22 protein-coding genes and 1 pseudogene are annotated in these 24,660 nt (G+C 45.6%); 18 read left to right on the plus strand and 5 right to left on the minus strand.

Translation table 11 applies throughout. From position 1 onward, the window contains the following. The first annotated feature begins 20 nt into the window (after positions 1-20). Together rpiB and NE473_RS09800 are read left to right on the plus strand one after the other, a co-directional pair. The gene (rpiB, locus tag NE473_RS09795; protein ID WP_055650495.1) at positions 21-458 is read left to right on the plus strand and encodes a ribose 5-phosphate isomerase B; all 438 of its coding nucleotides are present in this window, start codon (positions 21-23) and stop codon (positions 456-458) included. A 48-nt stretch (positions 459-506) separates the two neighbouring features. After that, complete coding sequence (locus NE473_RS09800) at positions 507-629, plus strand: hypothetical protein (RefSeq protein ID WP_256265219.1); 123 nt, start codon at positions 507-509, stop codon at positions 627-629. 447 nt (positions 630-1,076) lie between these two features. Here NE473_RS09800 and NE473_RS09805 read toward each other — a convergent pair. Both NE473_RS09805 and NE473_RS09810 read right to left on the minus strand, forming a co-directional pair. After that, positions 1,077-1,899, minus strand: a pseudogene (locus NE473_RS09805) (transposase). A 177-nt stretch (positions 1,900-2,076) separates the two neighbouring features. Further along, on the minus strand, positions 2,077-3,096 hold the full coding sequence (locus NE473_RS09810; RefSeq protein ID WP_055650497.1) for a LacI family DNA-binding transcriptional regulator: 1,020 nt from the start codon (positions 3,094-3,096) through the stop codon (positions 2,077-2,079). A 346-nt stretch (positions 3,097-3,442) separates the two neighbouring features. On the opposite strand from NE473_RS09810, the gene NE473_RS09815 reads away from it, so the two are divergent. The 10 genes from NE473_RS09815 to NE473_RS09860 all read left to right on the plus strand — a co-directional run bounded on the left by NE473_RS09815 (position 3,443) and on the right by NE473_RS09860 (position 18,255). After that, positions 3,443-5,350 (plus strand): DUF5060 domain-containing protein, encoded by a 1,908-nt coding sequence (locus tag NE473_RS09815; RefSeq protein ID WP_070102800.1) that lies wholly within the window; start codon positions 3,443-3,445, stop codon positions 5,348-5,350. A 19-nt stretch (positions 5,351-5,369) separates the two neighbouring features. Beyond that, positions 5,370-5,831: a PCC domain-containing protein gene (locus tag NE473_RS09820; RefSeq protein WP_055650498.1), complete on the plus strand. Its 462-nt coding sequence runs from the start codon at positions 5,370-5,372 to the stop codon at positions 5,829-5,831. Between the two features lie 3 nt (positions 5,832-5,834). Beyond that, the gene (locus NE473_RS09825) at positions 5,835-7,292 is read left to right on the plus strand and encodes an ABC transporter substrate-binding protein (protein WP_055650499.1); all 1,458 of its coding nucleotides are present in this window, start codon (positions 5,835-5,837) and stop codon (positions 7,290-7,292) included. Between the two features lie 24 nt (positions 7,293-7,316). Next, positions 7,317-8,192 carry a carbohydrate ABC transporter permease gene (locus NE473_RS09830; protein WP_070102801.1) on the plus strand — a complete coding sequence of 292 codons (876 nt, stop codon included), beginning with the start codon at positions 7,317-7,319 and terminating at the stop codon, positions 8,190-8,192. A 166-nt stretch (positions 8,193-8,358) separates the two neighbouring features. After that, entirely contained in the window at positions 8,359-9,081 is a 723-nt protein-coding gene (locus NE473_RS09835; protein WP_196411659.1) for a carbohydrate ABC transporter permease, read from the plus strand. Positions 9,082-9,115: 34 nt separating this feature from the next. After that, positions 9,116-10,057: a 3-hydroxyacyl-CoA dehydrogenase family protein gene (locus tag NE473_RS09840; RefSeq protein WP_055650501.1), complete on the plus strand. Its 942-nt coding sequence runs from the start codon at positions 9,116-9,118 to the stop codon at positions 10,055-10,057. A gap of 317 nt (positions 10,058-10,374) precedes the next feature. Then, the gene (locus tag NE473_RS09845) at positions 10,375-11,439 is read left to right on the plus strand and encodes a Wadjet anti-phage system protein JetD domain-containing protein (protein WP_055650502.1); all 1,065 of its coding nucleotides are present in this window, start codon (positions 10,375-10,377) and stop codon (positions 11,437-11,439) included. After that, positions 11,429-13,036, plus strand: coding sequence for a hypothetical protein (locus NE473_RS09850; protein ID WP_055650503.1), 1,608 nt, complete (start codon positions 11,429-11,431; stop codon positions 13,034-13,036). Before NE473_RS09845 ends, NE473_RS09850 begins: the two co-directional genes overlap by 11 nt. Positions 13,037-13,055: 19 nt before the next feature. Continuing rightward, a complete protein-coding gene (locus tag NE473_RS09855; RefSeq protein WP_006776631.1) occupies positions 13,056-13,766 on the plus strand; it encodes a DUF6063 family protein in 711 nt (236 codons plus the stop codon). Next, positions 13,759-18,255: a coiled-coil domain-containing protein gene (locus NE473_RS09860; protein WP_055650504.1), complete on the plus strand. Its 4,497-nt coding sequence runs from the start codon at positions 13,759-13,761 to the stop codon at positions 18,253-18,255. The genes NE473_RS09855 and NE473_RS09860 overlap by 8 nt, the downstream gene beginning before the upstream one ends. 209 nt (positions 18,256-18,464) lie before the next feature. Here NE473_RS09860 and NE473_RS32825 read toward each other — a convergent pair whose 3' ends face one another. After that, positions 18,465-18,602 (minus strand): putative holin-like toxin, encoded by a 138-nt coding sequence (locus tag NE473_RS32825; protein WP_006772222.1) that lies wholly within the window; start codon positions 18,600-18,602, stop codon positions 18,465-18,467. A gap of 264 nt (positions 18,603-18,866) precedes the next feature. Further along, positions 18,867-19,004: a putative holin-like toxin gene (locus NE473_RS32830; protein WP_349675628.1), complete on the minus strand. Its 138-nt coding sequence runs from the start codon at positions 19,002-19,004 to the stop codon at positions 18,867-18,869. 204 nt (positions 19,005-19,208) lie between these two features. Here NE473_RS32830 and NE473_RS09865 point away from each other — a divergent pair, with 204 nt between their 5' ends. The 5 genes from NE473_RS09865 (at position 19,209) to NE473_RS09885 (ending at position 22,782) form a co-directional block, all read left to right on the plus strand. Further along, positions 19,209-19,493: a hypothetical protein gene (locus tag NE473_RS09865; protein WP_155521594.1), complete on the plus strand. Its 285-nt coding sequence runs from the start codon at positions 19,209-19,211 to the stop codon at positions 19,491-19,493. Positions 19,494-19,564: 71 nt separating this feature from the next. After that, positions 19,565-20,944, plus strand: coding sequence for an MATE family efflux transporter (locus NE473_RS09870; protein WP_006772224.1), 1,380 nt, complete (start codon positions 19,565-19,567; stop codon positions 20,942-20,944). Between the two features lie 103 nt (positions 20,945-21,047). Further along, positions 21,048-21,248 carry a UDP-N-acetylmuramoyl-tripeptide--D-alanyl-D-alanine ligase gene (locus NE473_RS09875; RefSeq protein WP_118041921.1) on the plus strand — a complete coding sequence of 67 codons (201 nt, stop codon included), beginning with the start codon at positions 21,048-21,050 and terminating at the stop codon, positions 21,246-21,248. 379 nt (positions 21,249-21,627) lie between these two features. Then, positions 21,628-22,173 carry a PadR family transcriptional regulator gene (locus tag NE473_RS09880; protein ID WP_006772226.1) on the plus strand — a complete coding sequence of 182 codons (546 nt, stop codon included), beginning with the start codon at positions 21,628-21,630 and terminating at the stop codon, positions 22,171-22,173. 216 nt (positions 22,174-22,389) lie between these two features. Then, a complete protein-coding gene (locus tag NE473_RS09885) occupies positions 22,390-22,782 on the plus strand; it encodes a DUF4180 domain-containing protein (protein ID WP_039891084.1) in 393 nt (130 codons plus the stop codon). 71 nt (positions 22,783-22,853) lie between these two features. Here the strand turns inward: NE473_RS09885 and NE473_RS09890 are convergent, their stop codons facing one another. After that, positions 22,854-23,426 (minus strand): TetR/AcrR family transcriptional regulator, encoded by a 573-nt coding sequence (locus tag NE473_RS09890; protein ID WP_055650506.1) that lies wholly within the window; start codon positions 23,424-23,426, stop codon positions 22,854-22,856. A gap of 136 nt (positions 23,427-23,562) precedes the next feature. Between NE473_RS09890 and NE473_RS09895 the strand changes: the two genes are divergently transcribed. After that, positions 23,563-24,573, plus strand: coding sequence for a zinc-dependent alcohol dehydrogenase (locus NE473_RS09895; protein WP_055650507.1), 1,011 nt, complete (start codon positions 23,563-23,565; stop codon positions 24,571-24,573). Positions 24,574-24,660 lie beyond the last annotated feature (87 nt).

Genomic DNA, 24,660 nt, shown 5'->3' on the forward strand with positions numbered 1-24,660 from the left:
AAGAAAGGCTGGATAAAGGAATGAGAATAGGAATCGGATGCGACCACGGCGGTTATGAGATGAAGGAAGAACTGAAAAAAAGACTGACCGGCGGCGGACATGCAGTTACAGATAAAGGAATTTACAGTGTCAGCGAGGTGGACTATCCTGACGTGGCCGCAGAAGTGGCAGAGGGAGTTGTCGCCGGAGAGTACGACTGCGCGATTCTGGTATGCGGAACGGGGATCGGTATGAGTATTGCGGCCAACAAGGTGGAGGGAATCCGTGCTGCGCTGGTGACGGACACGTTTTCAGCCAGAATGGCAAAGGAGCATAACAATGCCAACATCATCACGCTGGGAGCCAGAACGGTGGGAATCGAACTGGCGTGGGAGCTGGTGAACGCGTATCTGGGGGCGGAATTCCTGGGAGGGAAGCATTTGGTACGGGTTGAGAAGATTATGGGGATGGAAAAGTAAGACGAAATAAAAATGCGGATGTCCGCAGAAATATTTTGTGAGGTAGCTATGGTTATTAACAGAGAACGTTACTTAAATAAACTGATTATTAAGAAAGAGAATGGGGTGATAAAGGCCATCACAGGAATGCGTTTAGGGACCGGGGCGATGAAATCAGAGTCAGTCCATTGACGTATAGTGAGTTTTACTCTATGTTTGCTATCGAGAAAAAAATGAGTAGATTGTGCTCGAGGATTTCGCTGTATTTTAAGATTGGTGCTGCGGAATTTGACGGATAAACTAACGATTGGTTTTAAAAGAGGGCGTAAAAATTTCTGTGTCCAGATAAGCTTAATCTTTCTGATATGAATTGGATATGTACAAGGATTTTGTCGATTTCGGTTGTTGCTTGATGTCAATTCCTTCGTTCTATTTATAGTATTTCCAATTCACACTGGTCTATACCATCTTTTTCTATTTTTTGCATCTTAAGCAGGCATTCTTCGCATTACCTTTTTGTGGGCTCTGCCCACACCCGGCCTCTGGAATAAATTGGCGGGTTTCTGGTAATACTATGAATGCCGACGGAATATTGCGGGAGCAGGACTTCTACTGGCAGAGCGTTGCTCCCCCTTTCCTTTAAAGATATTTCGTCAGGCGCTCATCATAAAGGATAATCAGCTGGCTGAATACCTGGTCCCAGTTTCGATATCTCTGAGTCCATTTCTTCGCTACATTCTCACTGGCCAGATACAGTATTTTCCCCACTTTTCTTTGATCCCTTCCAGCTCTGATAACGCTGCTGATTCGGTCGGCGCCTTATAAACTGCCTTGAAATCGGAAGCAAACTTCTTTAAATTATTGTAATTGATATATTTAAAGGAACTCCGGAGCATATGAACCACACACACGGCTTAGTATTCTGCATTCTTCTCGGATTTTATAATGGCTGCAGTCCATAAAACAAACGGGTAGATGGAATTTAATGACCGGGCCTGCCATTCTTTAATCTCTGGGAAGGATCCGGTATGTGATATGGCTGACCATTTCTGCGGACATTTCGATTCCGTCGAGATCTTTGAGTTGATCATGAATATCCCTGGTGGACATCCCTCTTCCATAGAGGGAAATGACCTGTTCTTCAATACCGGAAACATCCCGCTGGTACTTGGGAATGAGCCTGGGTTCAAACTCACCGTTTTTATCCCTTGGGATGTCAACCTGGAATTCACCAAACTGGCTTTTAAGAGTCTTTTTCGAATGACCATTCCGCTTATTGGGGATATCCAGATCGCTTTTTTTGATTTCTGGTATTACCGAGAGCAGCATCCATCTCAGCTTCTAAAAGTTCCTGCAGGATATCTTTAAAACTGTCTTTGAGCAGAGAATAGACATTTCTACCTAAGACACATAATTCTTTACACTGCTCTTTAAAATTAAATGTATAATAAAAAGCTTCCAGCCCTGCAATTATTTATTTGCAGAGCTGGGAGCTTTTTGTTTAACACAAAAGTGCTCCTGTTAAATAAAAACCGTTCCACGGAGGGCACACTACGGTGGCAAGGAAATGTCGTTTACACGACCCGCCGCAGGCGGATAATTCCTCTTTCAAGATTCTTGTTTATATTATTTACAATATTTACAATATAGTAGCCACACTGTTGCAAGGAGAAAGAGCTGGTTCAAAAATAACGCTTCTGTTTCTGAGATCCGGCTCTGCTATACGGGAAAGCAGGCATCTGGCAGCCTTGTCACCGATATAGAAAGGATCTAATGTAACAAATCCAGGTGTTATATAGAGTAATTCGCTGTTTACAATATTACCATAAGACAGGACTGATACTTTTTCGGGTACTTCGATCCGATTAATGCGTAGATATTTATACAAGCCCAGCGCCAATGAGTTATTGGTGGCAATAATTCCTGTTGGGGGATCCAACAGATTCATAAGATATCTTCCTCCCAGAAAACCACCATCTATATTGAAGTGTTCACTTGTATACAAATAAGGATAGTTGGCGTCTACAGTGATATCAACACTTTTCATGGTCTGGACAAATCCGGAAAAACGTTCCATTGCAGAACTTACCGGGGATTCTGCATTGATAATTCCAATTTTTCTATGACCATGCTGAAGCATGTGCTGTGTTAACATAGCTACGCCACTTTGATTGTTAGATGATATACAGTCACCTCTGAAGTCATCACTGTTAATATTGCGCTCTATAAGAACAATAGGGATATTTTGACTAAGTTGAGTAACAAAATTATTAATACGGCTTGTCGTGTTAAGTATTAATCCACAGATATGCCAGTCGACCATTTGCTGTAGTAAATCAAGCTCTTGCTCAGGGTCATCATTGGTGCTACATATCACTACTCGATAACCATACTCATGCATAATATTCGAAACTACTTTGGATAAACTTGAAAAGTGGCTGTTGGTAATATCCGATACCAGAATGCCAATCACTTTATTTGATTCATAGTTTAGAGAACGGGAAATCTGCTTTGGTACATAATGACATTCTAAAACTGCTTTTCTAACTTTTTCTATTGTTTTGGGACGTACACCGGGGAGACCATTGAGAACCCTGGACACCGTAGCGATGGATACACCGGCATGGTGGGCTACATCCACGATTGTGGTATCAGCCATAAGGTAAATCCTTTCATGTTTGAGATAGTATTAGAGTAACAGAAAAATTTACATTTGTCAATCTACCTGTATTTATGAAGAAAAATATGAGGACAATATTATTAAATATAAAAATTAGATATTTTTTCATAAATGATGTGAAAAGTGTACAAAAATGTAAATAAATGTAAAAATAAAGGGAATATAGACAATATATCACCCTAAAAATGGTTATAATGCACATTAAAAATGTATTTACAAAGATAAAAATATACTATATACTTAAAAAGTAAATAAAAATATTTACATTTTAGAAAAGCTATTATGTACGTATTGGTGATGTCTTAATCATTAAAGGAGGAAAAGGATGAAACAATCAGTGATCCACATGTGGGAAGTTCATGAAATTGTTCTGACTGCTAAGGAAAAGTATCACAACCCATATACAGATGTAACTGTATGGGCTGACTTAAAGGGACCTGGATTTGAGAAGCGTGTTTATGGTTTCTGGGATGGGGGGGATGTCTTCAGAATCCGAGTGACAGCCACTGCGCCCGGAATATGGACATACGTTTCTGGTGCCAGTGTTGAGGATGACGGCCTGACAGGAAAGTCAGGCGGATATCTGGCCATTGAATGGACGGAGGAGGAGAAAGAACAGAATCCATGTCGGCGAGGAATTGTTAAGGCTACGGCAAATGGGCATGCTATGGAATATGCGGATGGAACTCCATATGTCATGGTTGGAGATACATGGTGGGCGCTGGCTTCCTATCGTTACCCCTGGACAGAAGAAGATGATGAGCATCCTGTCGGACCTGGTATGAGTATGAAGGATATGGCCCGTCATCGTCGCCGCCAGGGATATAATACAGTCGGCATGATTGCTGCATTTCCTACATGGGCAAAGGATGGAAAACCTGCCAATATAAAAATGGATGATGAACATGGTACTTACATAAGAGGCGCATGGGCCGCGGCCAGTGTTGATGAATGGTTTCATAATAAAGGTACTTATACCGCCAGAGATATGCATAATGAAGGCGGACGTCCATTTGAATTTCCAGGAAGAGTTCCTGGATATGAAGATGTTGTTCCAGATTATGACCGTATTAATCCAGAATATTGGAAGGTGCTTGATAAGAAGATGAATTGGCTTAATGAGAATGGTTTTACTGTTTTTATTGAGACCCTTCGCCGTGACTGTTCCATGACATTTAAGTATTATTATGAATGGCCGATGGTTTATACCCGCTATATTCAGTATATATTTGCCCGTTATCAGGCAAACAACTGTCTTTTTAGCCCTATTCATTATGATGGAAAGCTACAGTCGATTGATGCCCGTGAATTTAATGAACCACTGAATCTGTTTGTGGATATTTACGGTCAGCCGCCATTTGGAACCCTGATGGGGACAAATGCTCCAGGATCGACAAAAGCAGCATATGGCGGACCGGAAGAACAGCATTGGAAAACCTTTGATCAAATAGGAAACTGGAGAGATCATCAGTATTACTGGTGGCTGACTGACATTTATAATGACGAGAATCCTGTACCGGCTATTAATGGTGAACCTTATTACTCCGGGCACATTATTATTCAGGCAGATGAAAATGACAGACTTTCGGAGGTATTGGTTGGTAATGTCGAAAGTCGTGAAGATCATTTAAATGCCCGTTCTTCTCATTTTGGAAGTGTGCTGAGTGGAGCTTACGGAGGAATTCTTGCTGGTTTTGAGGCTGGGTGGAGTGGTAATGTTGAGCCGGAGGAGGAACCCTATAAAATATGGGATACTATGACATTCCCTGTGAGTGATCAGGTTCGCTATTTCAGGGACTTCCTTCTTTCTGAAGGTAAGAGATATCAGGAACTTATACCAGATGCTGAGCTGATTTCTCCAAATAAGAGCGGCAAGCTGGCCGGCTGGAGGGGATGGGCTTTCTGTTCGGCTACAAGGAAGCGGGATCTGATTATGGGCTTTGCTGAAAAAGACTGCCCGCGTATTAAGATCCGGGGAGTTCGTCCTTATGATATTTATGAACTTTCATGGTTTAATCCAGGTACAGGAGAGTGGTTGGAAGAAAAAATACAGCTTGAAGCAACTCATTTTGGGAACATTGTTATTCCTGATTTCCCGGATGAACTTGACTGGGCATTCAAATTAAAAAAATTGAACAGTGATTTTCGAATTAATAATGATACCAGAACTGGCTTCAGTGATTCTAATGAAGGTGTAGAATTTAAATATATGGAGACAGATTCTCAAAAATAAATCAGAAAGGGGAGGGGAAATGCCTGCTTTTTATGGAACAATGGGGAAGAAAATTCATGTTTTACAGCTTACACGAGGTGAATTCTTGCTGGAAAGTATATGTGACCTGATAGAAAAGGAGCATATTACGAATGGCTTTGTCACAGCAGGGCTGGGGACCTTGGAAACCTGTACCATGCATTCTGTAGTAACAACAAGCTTTCCAGTACAAAATGCAATGCAGACATGGGAGTCGCAGGCAATTGGAGTGGCAGCTATGAGCGGTATTATTGCTAACGGTCAGCCACATATTCATATGGTAATGTCCACGTATCAGGGAGAGTCGAAAACCTACACGGGTCACTTGGAAAATGACTGTAAGGTTTTATGCCGTATGGAACTGGTGATAGTAGAGATTGACGGCGTAGATTTAGAACGCGTTATAGATGAAAATGGAATTGAAGTGCTGGTTGATAAAAACAGACTGTTGGGGGTTAAATAAAATATGAAAAAACAAAAATTAAGCGGATTACTGGCATTGGTAATGACTGCTTCTATTCTAACAGGATGCGGTCAAGCGGATATAGGAAAGGAGGCAATAGACGATACCACATCAGGTACAACGTCTGAAACTGAAACTACGGTTGAAGCTGAAAGTGGAATCTATGGTGCAGGAGCGAAGCCGATAGGAGTATCTGAGTATACTGGTTTGGATGTTTATCAACTGAATGATGGCAAAGACTTTGAAATTCGTATTACAATACCAGGCGGCTCTTCAAGTGCCTATTGGTGGCTTGTTGAAGAGGCAAACGAAGCTTTTAAGGCTGATTATCCGAACGTCTCTGTCATTCTGGATGGTTCAGGAGATACCGCCATATGGCGGCAGAATGCAGCTGTTGAGTTTGCAGGTTCAGAGCCTCCCAGCATTTCGTGGTGTGTTCCTTCTTATGCAAACTCATTTATTCAAGATGGGCTGATTATAGACTGGGCTGATGTGTATAAAATTGACCGCTACTCCTATTTTACTGATTTTTTGACGGAAGCACAGCGTACTGCCGTAGCTGATCAAGAGGGACATCTGCCGTTCCTTCCACATGAGGGTACCATTGGTGCGGTATATTATAATAAGACGATGTTTTCAGAGCATGGTTGGGAAATACCGAAAACCTTTGATGATCTTCTTGCACTGAGTGATAAGATAAATGCATCGGGGATTGCCCCGTTTGCCGTTGGAGGAGCAGACTTTCGTTACGCATGGCTGACTACGCAGATGATGGTATCAACAGCAGGCGTTGACAAGACACGAGCTTTGGCTACAAAGGATTTTGATCAGTGGGGAAATGAAGAGTATGGGTTTCCTCAGACGTTGGAGGCATTGCAGCAGTTGATTGATCATAAATTTTTCCATAATGGTATTAACGGTATATCAATGTCTATTGATGAGCCAGCCATGATGATCGGTGGAGAAATCGCTATGAGCTATGAAGGTATCTGGCGTATTGCCCAGTATATCAATGCAGGAGGCACCGACTGGGTTAATGCAAATTTGGATGTATTTTCGTTTCCCAATATAACTGAAAATGGGGACGGTGACGCGATTGTCGGCGGCACACCGGCGGGCTATGTGATCAGCACAAAACAGGAAGAGTATCAGATTGAAGCGAGCCTGGAGTATTGTAAATATTTAACGAGTCAGAAATATATGAGTCAACTGATCGAAAATGGTTATTCATTTCCTGCAGGAAAGGTAGATTATGATCAATCCAAGGTTCCGACAGTGACAAATAAACTTTATCAGATGTATCTTGCGGCAGCAGTTTCTATTGGTCCAATGGATGGTCTGACATCGAAACCTGAAATTGACATGACGCTTAAGAAGGAAGTAGTACCGATGATGATTGCCGGAGAGATGACGGCAGAACAGGGTATTAAACGTATGCAGGAAGTAGCAACCAGCGATTGATGCATTTAGAAAGGGGAGTATCTCATGGGTTGGTTTCAGCAGGATAGCAGAGAGAAAATGCAAATTCAAATTAAGATAGGTAATAAACATGTCGTATATGTTGCTTATGCGGCAATGATAGTATTAGCTATTTTTACCATTTGGCCTATCTGGTGGTTGTTAATGTCATCTTTGAAGACAACGCAGGATCTGTCGGTCAACCCGTGGGGGCTTCCACATCAACTGGATTTCATGAACTATTATAATGCATGGGTGAATTCCGGTTTGGTCCGTAATATTATCAACAGTACGATAGTGACTGTTATCAGTGTAATAGTGACGTTGGTTTGCTCCTCAATGATTGCTTATGTAGTGTCAAGAATAAACTTTAAGGGAAGAAATGCATTATATTATTTTTTTATCGCAGGGATGATGATCCCAGTACATAGTCTTGTGATACCATTGTATTTAAATACATTAAGCTGGGGGATGCAGAATAATCTTTTGGTGCTTGCATTGGTCTATGCGGCATTTAGGATTCCATTTTCCGTTTTTATACTGGAGGGGTTTCTGGCAGGTATTCCAAAAGAAATGGAGGAATGTGCGACGATTGATGGTTGTTCTGTATGGGGGTGCTTTCTGCGGATTATTGTACCACTTATCAGAGACGGAATGATAACAATTGGAATTCTGGCAATGATGTCAGCATGGAATGAATTACTTGTTTCCACCCTGCTAATAAAACGTCCCGAGTTAAAAACCCTGACTGTTGGGCTTCGTGGATTCGTTTCTGATGTACAGAATGAACAGACTCAGTTGTTTGCCGGATTGTTTATTGCCTGTTTGCCCAGTCTGCTTGCATACGCTTTCGCGTCAGATAAAATGGTAAAAGGCATGACAATGGGCGCTGTGAAAGGTTAAGGTACGGAATATGCGGATTAGTAAAAAGAATAAACCGTGGATTATTTTGTCGTTTATTGCTCCGGGAGCCGTAATCTATATCCTGTTTTTGATATGGCAGATTGTAGAGGCTGTTCGTTTGTCAACGTATTCATGGACAAGTATTACAGCAAAAGAATTTACGGGAATGAAAAATTATATTTGGATGTTTCAGGATACCAGTTTCTGGAATTCACTTCGTCTTACCCTGATATATATGGTAGCTACGGTAATTGGCAGTATGTTAATAGGATTTACTTTCGGCTATTTGATCTATATTGGTATGCGTGGAAAAAATTTTTTCAGAACGGTTTATTTTATTCCTACCGTTTTATCCGGCGTTGCCGTTAGCTATATCTGGCGGTATTTATTTTCACCTTCTTTTGGTATAACCAAGGGGTTTATGAAATGGCTGGGATATGGTGCGGATGTAAGTCCACTTGGAATTTCGGATACAGCATTCGCCGCAGCTATACTTGTTGCACTCTGGAGCGGTGTGGGGGTTCAGATTATGATGTTTAACTCTGCATTTAATAATATTCCGGAGGAGGTACTGGAATATGCAAGTCTTGATGGCTGTACAGGGCTGCGGTTGATACGGTATATGATTTTGCCTCTTTCATGGGATGTTGTTAAAATGATTGTGATTCTACAGGTGATTGGTGCGTTCAGAGCCTTTGATCAGATATTTGTCATGACTGCAGGAGGACCTTATCACAGTACGGAGATTTTGCCGATGTATATGTATTTAACGGCCTTTGAAAACAATAAATATGGCAGAGGAAATGCCATCGCCGTGGCCATCTTCATTATCAGCATGGCTATTACTGTTTTGCTGAGAAAAGTCCTGAAACAGGAGTCTATAATCTAAGTTAGAATAAAAATTACAGGAAAGTGTGAAGAGTATGAGTAAAGTGGTAGTGATAGGCGCGGGCATGATGGGAAGTGGAATTGGTGCAATGAGCGCGCTTGCAGGGAATCTTACGGTCCTGGTTGATACAACTGCCGAAAGAGCACAGGCAGGTAAGGTGAAAGCGTTTTTATGTATTAATGAGAGGGTAAGCAATCAACTATCGGGGGAAGAGGCAGGAAAAACAGCTAGTGAACTACTGAAAACATCCAGCGATTTAGAAGAATCACTTCAGGGAGCAGATCTTGTAATTGAGGCTATTTATGAGAATCTGGAGGCGAAGCAGGAATTATTTCAGAAAATTGACTCTGTGCTTCCCGCAAATGTACCAATTCTTTCAAACACATCAGGCATGAGGATTACGGATATTGCTGCAAAAGCGGAATATTATCCTGAGCGGACGATGACAGCGCATTTTTGGCTGCCGGCACATCTGGTTCCGCTTGTAGAAGTTGTTATGTGGGATAAAACAGACGAAGTCATGGCAGAAGGAGTAAAAGATACTCTGAAAGCATGGGGGAAGGCGCCTGTACTTGTTCGAAAAGATTTACCGGGACAGTTGGCAAACCGCATTTTACAAGTGATAATCAGGGAGGCAGTAAATATAGTTGACATGGGACTTGCAAGTCCGGAAGATGTGGATACTGCAGTAAAGATGGGGATGGGCATTCGATTTCCAGCCTGGGGACCATTGGAGCATATTGATGCAATTGGTCTTGATTTAGCGTTATCAGTGCAAAATACTGTTTTGCCGGGACTGAAAAACAATACAAAAAACTATGTATTACAGAAGATGGTCGAGGAGGGGAAAAACGGTAACAAAGGAGAAAACCATGTGGGATTTTATGACTGGACAAAACGTAGTATGAAGGAACAGATGGAAAAAAGAAATCAATTTATTATTCATGCGCTGCAGGAGATATTTCCCTGTGATTAGCGGTACGGACATAATCCCTGTTTAACTCCGTTTAAAATTGTGAACTGCTAATGTGCTCCGATGAAAGACAGTAAATAAATTAAGAGAGAAAGCCTTAGTAAAATTGTACAAAGCTGTGTTAAGCAAAGTACAGTTTTACTGAGGCTTTCCTAATGTTGTTATCTGCTATCACCGCCCTTATGCCGCTACGTGAAAATTTTGCCGTCCTGTAAGAACAAATAAAAAAGAAAAGGTTGAGTTAACAGAAAAAACATATTAGAATGTAAGAATAAAATCGAATCAATGGATTAACCAAAGAGACAATAGGAGGTATACAGATGAAGCGGATAACGCTGGATCAGCTGACTGGAAATTCAGAGAAGACATCCTACCAAATCCAGTACGACCACATCATGTCGCTGATCCGGGAGGGACGCATAAAGCCTGTGGCTGCTTCCGGAAAGAACGGGAAGAAGCCGGCGCTTTATCTGGAATACTGGATTACAGAGCCGGAAGAGGAGCAAAAGGAACGGCTGGAGCGGCTTCGGCTTCTTAAGGAAGAACTGGAATACGGCTTATCGCCTGCGATTGGAATCGATTATTACGTTTCTCATCCGGAGGTCTATGAGGCAGAGCGTTCCTGGGTGCTGATGATGGACTGGTATTTGAAGAACTGCCGGGAAAAGCTTCGGACGGAAGAGTCCATGAACGAGCGGAGCTTTGAGATCTGGGGCAGGGAAAAATTTCTTAAGGAAGAGCAAGGAAAGACGGTGTGCAGGCACATGGGGATATCCATGGAAATGCTGAATATCTATGATACGTCGGAACCGTTGGCTTACTATTCCCACACGAAAAAGGTGCCGCAGAATCTGCTGATTATAGAGAATAAGGATACTTTTTATACCATGAGGCGCCATTTGATCAGCGGCGGCGGTCCGATTTTCGGGCTGGAGACGGGAACTCTTATCTACGGCGCCGGGAAACAGATTCTCCGTTCATTCCGGGATTTTTCTCTGTGTATGGAGCCATATATTACCAATTCTGGGAATAAAATCTACTATTTCGGCGATCTTGATTATGAGGGGATTTCCATTTATGAAGATTTATGCGGCCGGTTTGGCGGGGAATGGGCGATAGAGCCCTTTAAAGCCGCTTATATAGCCATGACTGAAAAGGTGCTGAACACTCTGACCTCTCAGGACAGCCTTGATTCCGGCCTCTGTTCGCTGCCCGGGATGAAGGAGAAGCAGAGCCGCCGGGGCGGAGAACTGTTTTTTGGCTATTTTGAAGCAGCGGAGCAGGAAAAAATGAAGGTGGTTCTTCTGGCGGGCAAGTATATCCCACAGGAATGCTTAACGATCAGCGATCTGCCAATGAGGCCTGGTGATTACGATGGAACATGATTTTTTAAAACAGTTCTGGAAGCGTATGAAAAGCGTTGGCATGTACGCCCTTCTTTTTCAAAACAGCTTTCAGAAGACCACCTGGAAACAGTATGGATTCTTAAAAATGGATGAGCAGATTAATATGATCTTTGCAGTTCTGCTCTATATTATGGAACAGTCCCTAAAGGACGAGCCGTGCACTATGGATGATATCGGTGCTTATCTTGATTCCGTTAATCAGAAATATCTTCAGAAACCACTGTCCTATGAGGAGTGCAAGGAGCTGGGAGAATTTCTGATTAACGTCGTGCTCTGCAATGAGGGCCGCGCCATGTATTTTGACGGGTATGATTTTGAGATGAACGCTTATAAAATCATGCATATCAGCTTTGTGGCCAACCGGATCGTCTACGTGGACTCGGATGTGAAGAGGACATCCTACTATTTGACGGACGACGGATACAATCTGATTCTTTCCACCTTAGAGGTGGAGAATAATATGAAGCTGACGATCCACGAGATCATTTTCCAGATGCATTTGGAGAAAGCCAGCTATGACAAAGCGGTGGATGAGATTAAGAATATCTTTAACCTGCTGCGAATCCAGCTCCAGAAGATCGAGGAGACCATGAACCGCATCCGGAGGAATGCCTTAGAGTACACGGTGGCGGATTACCGTGAAATTCTGGAAGGAAATTTGGAGACAATCGCCGACACAAAGCAGAAGTTCCAGAACTACCGGGAGGTTGTGAGAAAGCGGGAGAGAGAGCTGGAGGAAGAACATATTAACGTAAAGCGTCTGGGAAAACAGGATGAACAGTCGCTGGAAAATCTCAGGATTATAGAGGGCTATTTAGACCGGTCGATTGACGAGTATCAGAAGATTTTGAGCAGCCATTTTGATTTAAAGGCGCTCTACACCAGGGAACTGGAGCAGATTTCCCAGATGGCGCTGATTCGGCGTTTTCATTTAAGAAATGACCTTTACGATAAGATACTGGATGATGTGACTGCCTTAGACCGGCTGGAATATTTCCTGAGGCCGCTGTTTAACCGGGAACAGGATAAGATCTACAATATCAACAAGGCCCTGGAATTCCAGAAGCCGGTCAGGGAGAAGAAGGAAGAGGCGGAAAGTATCTATTCCTTTGAAGAGGAAGTACTTGGCAGCGAGGAAGAGTACAGGCGCGAACGGCTGAAAATGTATGAGGCCAGTCTAAAGGTACTCCTCGGCTTTTTAAAGAGAGAGGGAGAAATCTCTCTAAAAGCAATCAGAGAGACGCTGGGAGATCAGTTAAAAGAACTGGTTCCGGATACGGATATTTTTAAGGAGATTATGGTGGAACTGCTTAAGAGCGGCAGACTCGACGTGCAGATGCTTAAAAAGGAGCGAAGCGAGAGCCTGGGCGATAAAAGTGCGGAATTCCGGCTGAGCGAGATGTTTCTCGATCTTTTGGAGCAGGACGACAGCCTGGCGGACGTGACGGCGCTGGAGGCGTACCGGATCGAGGATGGAGAGACAATCGTATTTGAAGGTGTGAAAAATGCTGAGGGAAGACTCTGTAATATCCGATGCTCCAATGTCCTTCTGCGTCTTTTAGGACATCGCGTGTGACAGGAGGGAGAACAGTGAAATGGCATATGAATTTTCCGATATCAGAACGAGCCAGGAGATCTTTTACCATCTTTTGATGAAGCGGGAGCTGAGGGAAGAGGATGAACCGTATCTCTATCAGGCGTATACGGAGCAGGAGCAGATCCAAAACCTGGTAAAGAGCCAGGGGGATGCGGCGGAGAGCTTCGTAGAGCGGTACGGCGGGGTGATCTATCTAATTCCAAAAGAGGATAATAATTTCCTGGGATTTTCGAAAAATCAGTTAAAGCAGGCGCTCTGCAAATCCACAGCGACAGATAAGGATTACTACCTGTCGCAGTTTGTCATTCTCACCCTTTTGGTGGAATTCTACGATGGACAGGGAAGCAGCAGTAAGGCGAGGGAGTATATGAAGGTGGGAGAACTTCAAAACTGTATTTCCGAAAGGCTGAAAGAGGGATGCGAACGGGCAAAAGATGAGGAAGAGCGGGAGGGCCTGGCTTTTTCCAACATGCTGGAGGCGTATGAGGCGCTCCGTTCCGATGACAGGGGCTCAAAGGCAAAGACGACGAAAGAGGGATTCCTCTATCATATCCTGAATTTTCTGGAGAAACAGGGGCTGATTGATTTTGTGGAGGAAGACGAGATGATTAAGACCACGAAAAAGCTGGACAGTTTTATGGACTGGAATCTGCTTAACCAGAATCAGTTTCAGAGAGTTTTAAAGGTGCTGGGGGTGGAACATGAGTAAGATCAATGCGGTCAGGATTATTAATTTAAATTATAATAACAACGCCATACGGATCAATGACGAGACGTTCCGCCTGGGAGGAAAAAGCACCCTTTTGTCCCTGCGCAACGGAGGCGGAAAGTCGGTTCTGGTTCAGATGATGACGGCGCCCTTTGTCCACAAGCGGTACCGGGATTCCAGGGACCGGCCGTTTGCCAGCTATTTTACGACGAATAAACCCACGTTTATTCTGGTGGAATGGGTGTTGGACGGCGGAGCGGGATATGTGATGACCGGAATGATGGTGAGGAAAAACCAGGATTTGTCGGAGGGAAACGGCGAAGAGCTGGAGATGGTTAATTTCATCAGTGAGTATAAGACGCGGTGCGAGCTGGATATCGACCATTTACCGGTGATCGAAAAGACGAAAAAAGAGATGGCGTTAAAGGGCTTTGGCGTGTGCCGCCAGATGTTTGAGCAGTGGAGGCGGGACCGGTCTGTCAAATTCTCTTCCTATGATATGAACCAGGCGCCTCAGTCGAGACAGTATTTTGACCGTCTCATGGAATTTCGGATCTACTATAAGGAATGGGAAACGATTATTAAAAAGGTGAACTTAAAGGAATCGGGCCTCTCAGAGCTGTTTTCCGACTGCCGCGATGAGAAGGGGCTGGTGGAAAAATGGTTTCTCGATGCGGTGGAAAATAAGCTGAATAAAGACAAAAACCGCATGAAGGAATTTGAGAATATAGTCACCAAATACGTGAGCCAATATAAGGAAAACCGCTCTAAGATTGAGCGCAGGGATACCATCCGCTTATTCCGGGAGGAGGCCGGTGAGGTCTTAAAGGATGCGGAATGCTACAGGGAAGAGGCTGCCGCCGCTGCCGCTCACGAGGGGAAGATTGCTGCATTTATCGGTGAACTGGACCGTCTGGAGGCGGAAGCGGAGAACGAAAAAGCCACCGTACAGGACGAGACAGAGGCGCTGGAAGCTGAGATTAAGAGAATCGGATATGAAGAGATTTCCTGCGAGATCCACGGATATGAGGAGGAGCAGACGCTTCACGCCCGCCGCCGCGATATGGCGGGCTTTGAACTGGACAGCCTGGAGCACGAGTGCGAGGGCCTGACACAAAAGCTGCGGCTTCTGGAATGCGCCAGATGGCGGGAGATTACCCGGGAAAGCTTCAGAGATTATCGATTTGCGGATGAGCGTCTGGCTGCGCTTCGGCAGAAGAAAGAGGATTTAGAGCCGGAGCGCGTAATGCTGGGGACGAGACTTAAGGCTTATTACGGGGAGATTTACCGAAAGGAGTCTGAGGAAGCGGAAAGACTTACGGAGTCTCTGCGCGTTACAAGAGAGCGGATTGCAGAGCTTAAGGGGCGCGAGGCCGGATATCAGAAAGCGCTGCAGGAGGCGGAGCGTCTGGCAGGCGGCCTTCAGACCAGGATATCCGGTTACGACGGCGAGGAGGAACGGTATAATCGGAGACACCGCCAGTCGTTGAGACGGAATATACTGGGCGAGTATGAACCTGCCGCGCTGGAAATGGCGGCGGACGGGCTTATCAGAGAGCGGGAGCAAGTCAGCCGCCTTATGACGGAGGGAAAGCGTGAGGCCGGCCGTCTGGAGGAAGAGCTGCGGATTGTGGATCGGAATTTAGAGGATGCGAAAAAGGATTTAATCCTCACGGAAACGGCGAAAAAGGAGCAAACGAAGGAACTGGGCCGTCTGGAGGAAGAACGGAAGGACCGGCGTGTGATTCTCCGCTATCTGGAGCTTCCGGAGGAATATCTGTATGAACGGGACAGGATCCTGACTGCCATTGAACGGAAGCTGAGCGACATCGCCATGGCGCGGCGCGGGTTTGAGAAAGAGCTGGACGAGCTGGAAAAGGAATACCGGAAGCTGGCGGAAGGAAGCGTGCTGGAGCTGCCCGCTGAATTCGAGGAGATGCTGGAACAGACCGGACTGCGCCGGGTCTATGGAATGGAGTGGCTGAAGAAAAATGGCAATTCCGTGGAGAAAAACCAGAAACTGATCAGAAGGCAGCCGTTTCTTCCATATTCCCTGATCTTAAGCCGCGGAGAGCTGGAGAAGCTGATTAAGAGTGGAAATGAATTGTTTACGTCATTTCCCATTCCGATTATTAAGCGGGAGGATTTGGAAGACGGAGCGGCGGAGTGCGACGGCGGAATCGTTTCGCTGGGCAAAATCAGTTTTTACGTGTTGTTTAATGATAATCTTCTGGACGAGGAAAAGCTGGCTTTGATGATGCGGGAAAAAGAGGTGCAGATTGGAAGAAAGAGGCAGGCGGCGGACCAGAAGGACAAGGATTACCGGGAGTATTTTGAAAAACAGGAGAAGATCCGGAGTCAGACAATTACGAAGGAGCGGTACGATGCGGTAGAACAGGAGATCGGCCGGCTGGAAGAGAAGATTTCGGAGCTGAACGCCGGGATCCTTAAGCTGTCGGCAAAGCAGTCGTCCCATAAGGAACGAAAACGTGTTCTGGAGCGGGAGAGCGCGGAGGCGGAGCGGAAAATAGAGGGGCTTAAGCGCCAGGAGGAAGACTTGGCAGCGCTTACCGGTTTTTATAAAGTGTACTTAGAGAGCCGGGCCGAGCTGTTAAAGTGCCGGGATAAGATGGAGGCGACGAGGCAGGACCAGGAGAGAAGCAGGCAGCTTTGCGATAAAATGGAGGCGAAGGAAAAATCACTGGAAGGTGAAAATGGGCTTTTAAGAGAGCGGATGAAGGAGACGGAGGGGAAACGGCAGATTTACGTTGGGTTTGGAGGAGAGCCTGCGGGAGAAGCTGCGAAAGAAGTTGTGGAAGAAGCAGCGGTTTCGGGCACAGGTGTAAGTGCAATAGATGCAGGAGAATGCCGTCTGGCTATTCCGTCTCAGGAAGAGGCGGTGGGCCTGGAAGCCAGGTATGCGGCCATAACTGGAAATCTTTCCGGTGAAGAAAGGGAGCTGGAGGAAAACTGCCGAAAGACTTTATCCGCCTATGAGAAGAATGAAAAAGAATTAAAACGGCTGGCAGAGAAGTACCGGTTAAGCGATGCAGAGTATCAGGATATCTGGTACAGTGCGGAGGAAAAAGACCGTGTGGATGATATGCTGGAGACGAAGCAGACGGAAAAAAAGATCAGCGAGAGGAAATGGAACGAGGAAGACAAGCTTGTGGCACTTGCAGTACAGAACAAAGAACGCTGTCAAAAAGATATGGTTAAAAAGTTTGGCGAGGAGGAGCCGCTGCCGAAAGATGCGATTACACAGGTGGATTTTGACGTCCGCCGGAGCCGGGCTATGGACAGGGTAAAGGATGCGAGGGACAGGCTCCGTGCAGTGGAAGAGAAGCTGCGGTCTTATGAGGGGAATCTGACGGCTCTCTCGGAATACCGGGAATTTTCGCCGGCAGAGGGGCTGGCCTGGGATTCGCAGATTCCGTTGGAGAATATGACGCCGAAGCAGTTAGGAGACTTTAAAGGAAGCATGATCCGCGATTACCGGCAGGCCCTCGAGAAGAGGAGCGGGAGAAAGGCAGATCTGGAACAGACGTTAAACCGTGTAGTGCGGCGGGAGGAATTTGCAGAAGAATTCTTCAAAAAGCCGCTGGAGACGCTTCTCCTTCTTACCGGCAGCGCAGAGCAGGTGATTATGCAGCTTACCACAGTACTTTCTTCCTATGAAAGCCTGATGGAAAAGCTTGAGGTGGACATCTCCATGATTGAAAAGGAGAAAGATAAGATCGTGGAGATCCTGGAGGATTACGTCCGTGAGGTTCACGCAAACCTTGGAAAAATAGACCGGAATTCTACGATCACCGTCCGTGACCGCCAGATTAAAATGCTGAAGATCCAGATCCCCAGCTGGGAGGAGAATGAGAATCTCTATCACGTCCGCCTGATGGACTTTATGGATGAGATCACGGCAAGGGGGATCGAGCTTCTTCAGGAGAACCAGAACGCCTCAGAGTATCTGGGAACGAGAGTGACGACGAAGACGCTGTACGATACTGTGGTTGGAATCGGCAATGTGGAAATTCGTCTGTATAAGATTGAAGAGAAGAGGGAGTATCCGATTACCTGGTCAGAAGTGGCGAAAAACTCCGGCGGCGAGGGATTTTTATCGGCGTTTATTATTCTCAACAGCCTGCTTTACTATATGAGAAAAGATGAGACGGATATTTTCGCAGACCGGGCGGAGGGCAAGGTTCTGCTTATGGACAATCCATTTGCGCAGACGAACGCCTCCCATTTATTAAAACCATTGATGGATATGGCCGAAAAGACCGATACCCAGTTGATCTGCCTGTCCGGCCTGGGCGGTGAGTCGATTTACAGCCGTTTTAACAATATTTATGTGCTGAATTTGATTGCGGCCAATTTGAGGAACGGGATGCAGTATCTGAAGTCCGATCATATCCGGGGATCGGAGGAGGAGACGATAGTGCTGTCGCAGGTTGAGGTGAATGAGCAGTTGGAGCTTAATTTGTTTTGAGGCAGATATGGATGCTGAGGGAAAACTGCGGCGGATAGCCGGATAAGGGAATAAAGATTATGATATATAATAGATTGAAAAAATCATGATTGACAGAAGAACTGGAATTGATTTATAATAAAGGTACAAAAAGGCAGTACACTCCAGTGAGTGGCTTCCAAGTTAATAACTTAATGAAAAATAGTCACTATGCTTGGTGGGCGGGGTGACTATTTTTTTGTACCTGTAATCATAACGATAAGTACTCCAAACGCAATCATCAAAGAAAGTGTCTCATATGTACTCATGTTATACCACCCCCTTTCGGAGATGGAAGTCACCCAGCAGTAGGTACTGCCTGCTTCCATTATACAAGGCAGTGAACAGGCTGTAAATAGAAAAGAAATCTTTGTTTACGGCGTGAACTTATAGTTGGCTTTAGCTATTAAAACTTATACCACGGAAACATACTTACTCAGTATAAAAATGCTGATGATTGAAAAAATCATGATTGACAGAAGAACTGGAATTGATTTATAATAAAGGTACAAAAAGGGCAGTACACTCCAGTGAGTGGCTTCCAAAGAATAACTGTTATAAAAAGTAGTCGTTAAACTTGGTAGGTTGGGCGACTATTTTTTTGTACCTGTAATCATAACGATAAGTACTCCAAACACAATCATCAAAGAAAGTGTCTCATATGTACTCATGTTATACCACCCCCTTTCGGAGATGGAAGTCATCCAACAGTAGGTACTGCCTGCTTCCATTATATTAGGCAGTGAGCAGGCTGTAAATAGAAGAATATAAAGATTTTGCGGTGAAGGCGTACAGATTTCAGCAATGGCTGGAAACGAAATCTGTGCGTTTTTCTAATTGCCTCAGCGGCTCGTGCACAGAATGTGCGGGAGAGCGTTAAAACTGTATGACATTTTTGATGGAGGGGAAAGATTGGGATTCACGGTGATCCTAATGTGTCACCACCCAACATGGACTGGCTGGCCCGTATCGGCTGTGATTTTGAAATGGCGTACTCCGGCATGCCGCGTTGCAGCCCGTTTCGAGGTTCGTTGCTGGCAAGGTGCAATCCGCACCACTGTGTACTGGGCCATGAAGAAGATCCGCTGGAAGAGGTGAATCTGGCACACAACGGGGAATTCCGGGAAAAACGTCTGGAGCTGGAGGCGTGTCTCCGGGAGTGGGAGGAAAAGACCGAGGATTTCGAGAACTCCCGCATTGTAAGAGAGGAAAAAGTATGATATACTTTGGAGACAATTAAGAGACTGTCATAAGGGGGGGACTGCGGACGTGGATTCCGCAGCATATACGGATGAAAAAATATATTGGAAACAGAGCTTTTTATCGGATGATACTCGCAATCGCAGTGCCGATCATGATTCAGAACGGCATCACGAACTTTGTGGGGCTTTTGGATAATATTATGGTCGGAATGGTGGGAACGGAGCAGATGTCCGGCGTGGCCATTGTGAATCAGCTGATGTTTGTGTTTAATATCAGCATTTTCGGGGCGATTTCCGGCGCGGGTATTTTCAGCGCGCAGTTTTATGGCAGTGGAAATCATGAGGGCGTGCGCCATACGTTCCGTTTTAAGCTTATCTTCAGCGTCCTGATTATCGTCGTGGCGGGCTTTCTGTTTTTGGTATGGGGAGAAGATTTTATATCCATGTATCTTCACGGTGAAGAGAATGCGGCGGGGCTGGCTCTGGCGCTGGATCAGGGCCATAAGTACATGCTGGTTATGATTCTGGGGATGATTCCGTTTGGCGTCGAGCAGGTTTACACCAGCACCTTAAGGGAGTGCGGAGAGACGGTTATTCCCATGAAAGCGGGAATCGTGGCCGTTCTTGTGAATCTCGTATTAAACTACATCCTTATTTTTGGAAAGTTCGGCGCGCCGGTGCTGGGCGTAGTAGGCGCGGCCGTAGCTACCGTGATATCCAGATTTATCGAGGCAGGGATTGTCATTCGGTGGACACACTGCCATAAAAAGAAAAATCCATTTATCATAGGGGCGTACCGCAGCCTGTACATTCCAGGAAGTCTGGTGAGGCGGATCATTATTAAAGGGATGCCTCTGATGGTCAACGAAGTTCTGTGGGCCGGCGGCATGGCGACGTTAATGCAGTGCTATTCCGTGCGCGGTCTGGCGGCAGTGGCGGGAATCAATATTTCCTCCACCATCGGAAATGTATTCAATGTGGTGTATCTTGCTTTGGGCAACTCGGTGGCCATCATCATCGGCCAGCTGCTGGGGGCAGGAAAGATGGAGGAAGCGCGGGATACGGATACGAAGCTGATTGCATTTTCCGTTTGCCTCTGCCTTGGAATTGGCGCTGTGCTGGCGCTTCTGGCGCCGTTGTTCCCTATGATTTACAATACGACGGATGAAGTGAAAGCGCTGGCGACTGCATTTATCCGGGTGATTGCGCTGTATATGCCAATGGGGGCATTTCTGCACGCGTCGTATTTTACCCTGCGTTCCGGCGGGAAGACGATTGTGACCTTTATCTTTGACAGCGTGTTCATGTGGGTGGTCAGCATTCCGTGCGCCTATGTGCTGAGCCGCTATACGGCGGTACCGATCGTTCCGCTTTATTTCACATGCCAGATGATCGAAATTATTAAATGCGTGATCGGGTATGTGCTGGTGAAAAAGGGGATATGGCTGCAGAATATTGTGGAGGCGTAGAGCGTGCCTGTAAATTGCTTTTTGTTAGCTGCGCTCCAGGCTTACGAGTCAGGAACGGCGTGCCGGACGCGGTGACCGGGGGCAGGAGGTCAGGATGGCCAGGATGAAAAAGAGGAGAGGTGCGGTAACTTTAATCGGAAGCGGCAGGCAGGAAGTGAAGGTGTGCGACATCGTAAATGGAATACCCAAGGTGAAGCGGGTGGAAAAGGGAGAGTATCTTGAGGTACGTCTGACGTACTCCCTGTTTCACAGAGAGATAAAGCGGTATGATAAGGAGACTTTTGAGGAAATAAAGAGGCGGTAGGGTTAGAGACTATTGCAGAGAAAGTAAAGCAGCTGGATGGTTTTCTGTTGTTGGAACGGAGGGCGTTTGGCTGTTTTTTTGACGTGTGTGGATGAGGGGAGATAAAAATAAAAGGATTGACATAGTAAATAATGATATGTTATAAATAACATAGGTTAAACATAACTTATAAAATATAAAAAGGATAACAGATGGGAGCATTGATGTGTGAACTTAATCAAGCATACCTAAAAGCGATAAACCTAAAGGCGAAAAAACCTAAAGGCAATAATACCTGGACCCAATTAAAACCTGAAACCAACATACCCATCCCTGCCCCAACTATAAGCAGTTAAAACACCGAAAAACCGTTTCACCATCAAAAAGGAGGATTATTATCATGGTAACAATTGATTACACAATTTTAGGAATGCTGAGCTGGAAGCCAATGACTGGCTACGACATGAAGCGCATGATGCAGGATTCGCCGGTCATGTACTGGTCGGGGAATAACAATCAGATCTACAAAGCTTTGGTACAGCTCCTTGATATGGGATTAGTTACAAACGAGGTGCAGTACCAGGAAAGCGCGCCCAACAAGAAGGTTTATTCAATCACGGATCGTGGGAAGGCGGCCCTGGAAGCGTGGATTCTGGAGACAGAACCGGAAATTCCGGAGTTTAAGAAAGCGTTTCTGATTCAGATTTCCTGGGCCGGACTGATGGAAAAAGAAAAGATTGACCAGCTCCTTGCCCGGTATGAGGAACAGGTCAGAGAACAGATTTCAATGCGGCAGGAGGAAAAACGGCGTCAGAAATATTTTCCAAACCGGTCTGAGCAGGAGCACTATGTATGGGACCAGATCTATGATAATCTCTGCCAGTCCTATGAGGCCGAACTTCAATGGACTCTCCGGTTCCGCGAAGGACTGAAGGCATTGAAATGACGACTGAACAAATGCGTGAAAATGCGGTAAAATACGGTAATGAGGAAAATACCAGATCCCATCAGTAGTTTGCCAGGGAGTCAGTCGTTATTTATCAAGTAGTTATCAGGCAGTCGCTGCCAGAATAATTAATTACCTGGTAATAGATCTCTGAGTTTAATGAACAAATAAGTAATGAATCACCACAAAAAATCAAAAGAAAGGGAGAAATATGGTATGCAGACAGAAATTATAATCATGAATCAGGCAAAAGCCGCGGTTATTTACAGCGAGGAATGCATTCTCAAGGACGTACAGTCGGCGCTGGACTTCATGATGAGTATGAAATATGAGACTGATTGTGATAGGATTGCGCTGAATAAGAAGGCGGTCGCAGAAGAATTTTTCATTCTCAGCACAGGTCTGGCAGGCGAAATCCTGCAGAAGTTTATAAATTATGGGATAAAGTTCGCGGTCTACGGTGATTTTTCCAGATATACAAGCAAGCCCCTGAAGGATTTCATCTACGAGAGTAATCATGGAACGGATGTGTTCTTTACCAGTGACCGGGAAGAGGCAGTCAAAAGGCTTACGGGATACGGTAAGCCCAGAGAAGCCAGGTCTATCTGATTGCCTTTGCCGGAACGCCTGCGACAACCGCATGATCCGGAATATTCCGGATGATAACGGCCCTGGCCCTGCTATGGTTTCAGCCTCTGCCAGACAGCAGGGATACAGTTCTTAAGCGTCTGGGCAATTCTGGCTTCACTCTCTTTGCACCCGGTATCCACCCAGCGTTTCAGCACCATGGTGAAGCCTGCCTGAAAATAGACGAAGTAATACATCATTTCGTCTTCCGATGTAATCCCGGCTGCCTGGCAGCGCGGTTTTATAATCAGATTCCACATGGGCTCAAATCCCTGCTTGAGCGGAAATGCCCGCCTGGTCTGCAGAGCAATCCGGTAGAAATACTGATGCTTTCGGATATGCTGCAGGAAAAGGAGAATCAGCGGGTCCGAGAACGGCAGATCTTCCGGATTGCTGTGGAACGGATAGCTTTCCAGAAGCTCCTGATGCAAAAAATCTTCCATTCGATCCAGCATGTCGTAAATATCCGTAAAATGCGCATAAAACGTGGACCGGTTGACTCCGGCAGTTTCACATATCTTTTTGACTGTTATTTTCTCAAATTCTGTGTGCTTCATCAAATCCAGCATGGCGGCATCCATGCGAATCTCCGTTTCCCGGTAGCGTTGATTATTTTTCGTATTCATGGCGTCAGCTCTTTTCCATTATTCCAACACAAATCGGTATATTGATGATTGTACAGAAAACTGTAACACAGTATGATAAAGAAAGCAAGAAAATGAATGAAATAACAGGAATAAATCACTGGAAAGGAACGAAGCAATGAAAGCAGCAATTTATATGGGAAAAGAGGACATCGAAATCAGAGAGATTCCCATGCCGGAGTGCGGGGATGACGATGTGTTGATTAAAAATATATACTCCAGCATTTGTGGGACGGATGTGGCTGTGTATCTGCATGGACCGAATACCGGACACCGCATAACGACCGGCGGAGAGTTCGGTCATGAGACCGTGTCGCGGGTGGCGGCAATTGGTAAAAATGTGACGGATTTCACTGTGGGGGAGCGGGTCTATCCGTATCCGCGCTTCGCTAAAAATGATACGAAACGGGCCGGGACAATTGGCGGATTCTCTGAATACATTCTTGTGCCCCAGGCGAAACGGAATCATTCGCTCTACTCGGTTCCTCAGGTGATACCGGACCGGATGGCCTGCCTGATTGAACCGTTTACCGTGGGATGCCGCGCGGCGAGAAGGGGACAGCCGCAGGCTGGAGAGAGCGCGGTGGTATTTGGGGCCGGTACGATTGGGCTGGCGGCCGCTGTCTCCTTAAAATACTTTGGAATGGAACGGGTCATGGTCTGTGATCGATCGGATTTCAGGCTCGCGGCAGCTGAGAGACTGGGATTTGCAGTCTGCAACAACGACCGGGATGATTTCGCCGCTGCGGCGGTGGAATACTTTGGCACAGCGCCGTCCCTGACCGGCAATACGGCCGATATTGACTGCTTTCTCGACGCAGCGGGAGCCGGGTGTATTCTGGAATTGTTCATGTCCCTGGGAAAAATCGGTAGCCGCTTCGTTTCCGTCGCTGTGAATAATGCGCTGCGAAGCCTCGATCTGCTGCATTTGACCTTTGCGCAGAAATCGATCATCGGTTCCGGGGGATATATGCCGGAGGATGTGCGGGACGTGATGAACATCATGGAGAGCGGAAGATGGGATCTGGAATCGATGATCACCCATGAATTTCCTCTGGATCAGATCGAGACAGCGATAAAAACAGCGGCGGATACAGAACATGCGCTGAATGTGACAATAAAACTTTAAGGATAATCGCAGCAATACCTTAAACTCAAACAATTCTGAAACAAAACTATGATACAGTAAGAAAAAAGGCGGAAAAAGGAGGAAGAA

It is taken from the genome of Hungatella sp. SL.1.14, assembly GCF_024460495.1.
GTDB classification, from domain to species: domain Bacteria; phylum Bacillota; class Clostridia; order Lachnospirales; family Lachnospiraceae; genus Hungatella; species Hungatella hathewayi.

Bases quoted from the DNA above. Each gene is read 5' to 3' on its own strand.
- rpiB (WP_055650495.1), top strand. From the start codon at position 21: ATGAGAATAGGAATCGGATGCGACCACGGCGGTTATGAGATGAAGGAA.
- NE473_RS09800 (WP_256265219.1), top strand. From the start codon at position 507: ATGGTTATTAACAGAGAACGTTACTTAAATAAACTGATTATTAAGAAA.
- NE473_RS09810 (WP_055650497.1), bottom strand. From the start codon at position 3,096: ATGGCTGATACCACAATCGTGGATGTAGCCCACCATGCCGGTGTATCC.
- NE473_RS09815 (WP_070102800.1), top strand. From the start codon at position 3,443: ATGAAACAATCAGTGATCCACATGTGGGAAGTTCATGAAATTGTTCTG.
- NE473_RS09820 (WP_055650498.1), top strand. From the start codon at position 5,370: ATGCCTGCTTTTTATGGAACAATGGGGAAGAAAATTCATGTTTTACAG.
- NE473_RS09825 (WP_055650499.1), top strand. From the start codon at position 5,835: ATGAAAAAACAAAAATTAAGCGGATTACTGGCATTGGTAATGACTGCT.
- NE473_RS09830 (WP_070102801.1), top strand. From the start codon at position 7,317: ATGGGTTGGTTTCAGCAGGATAGCAGAGAGAAAATGCAAATTCAAATT.
- NE473_RS09835 (WP_196411659.1), top strand. From the start codon at position 8,359: ATGAAAAATTATATTTGGATGTTTCAGGATACCAGTTTCTGGAATTCA.
- NE473_RS09840 (WP_055650501.1), top strand. From the start codon at position 9,116: ATGAGTAAAGTGGTAGTGATAGGCGCGGGCATGATGGGAAGTGGAATT.
- NE473_RS09845 (WP_055650502.1), top strand. From the start codon at position 10,375: ATGAAGCGGATAACGCTGGATCAGCTGACTGGAAATTCAGAGAAGACA.
- NE473_RS09850 (WP_055650503.1), top strand. From the start codon at position 11,429: ATGGAACATGATTTTTTAAAACAGTTCTGGAAGCGTATGAAAAGCGTT.
- NE473_RS09855 (WP_006776631.1), top strand. From the start codon at position 13,056: ATGGCATATGAATTTTCCGATATCAGAACGAGCCAGGAGATCTTTTAC.
- NE473_RS09860 (WP_055650504.1), top strand. From the start codon at position 13,759: ATGAGTAAGATCAATGCGGTCAGGATTATTAATTTAAATTATAATAAC.
- NE473_RS32825 (WP_006772222.1), bottom strand. From the start codon at position 18,602: ATGGAAGCAGGCAGTACCTACTGCTGGGTGACTTCCATCTCCGAAAGG.
- NE473_RS32830 (WP_349675628.1), bottom strand. From the start codon at position 19,004: ATGGAAGCAGGCAGTACCTACTGTTGGATGACTTCCATCTCCGAAAGG.
- NE473_RS09870 (WP_006772224.1), top strand. From the start codon at position 19,565: ATGAAAAAATATATTGGAAACAGAGCTTTTTATCGGATGATACTCGCA.
- NE473_RS09875 (WP_118041921.1), top strand. From the start codon at position 21,048: ATGAAAAAGAGGAGAGGTGCGGTAACTTTAATCGGAAGCGGCAGGCAG.
- NE473_RS09880 (WP_006772226.1), top strand. From the start codon at position 21,628: ATGGTAACAATTGATTACACAATTTTAGGAATGCTGAGCTGGAAGCCA.
- NE473_RS09885 (WP_039891084.1), top strand. From the start codon at position 22,390: ATGCAGACAGAAATTATAATCATGAATCAGGCAAAAGCCGCGGTTATT.
- NE473_RS09890 (WP_055650506.1), bottom strand. From the start codon at position 23,426: ATGAATACGAAAAATAATCAACGCTACCGGGAAACGGAGATTCGCATG.
- NE473_RS09895 (WP_055650507.1), top strand. From the start codon at position 23,563: ATGAAAGCAGCAATTTATATGGGAAAAGAGGACATCGAAATCAGAGAG.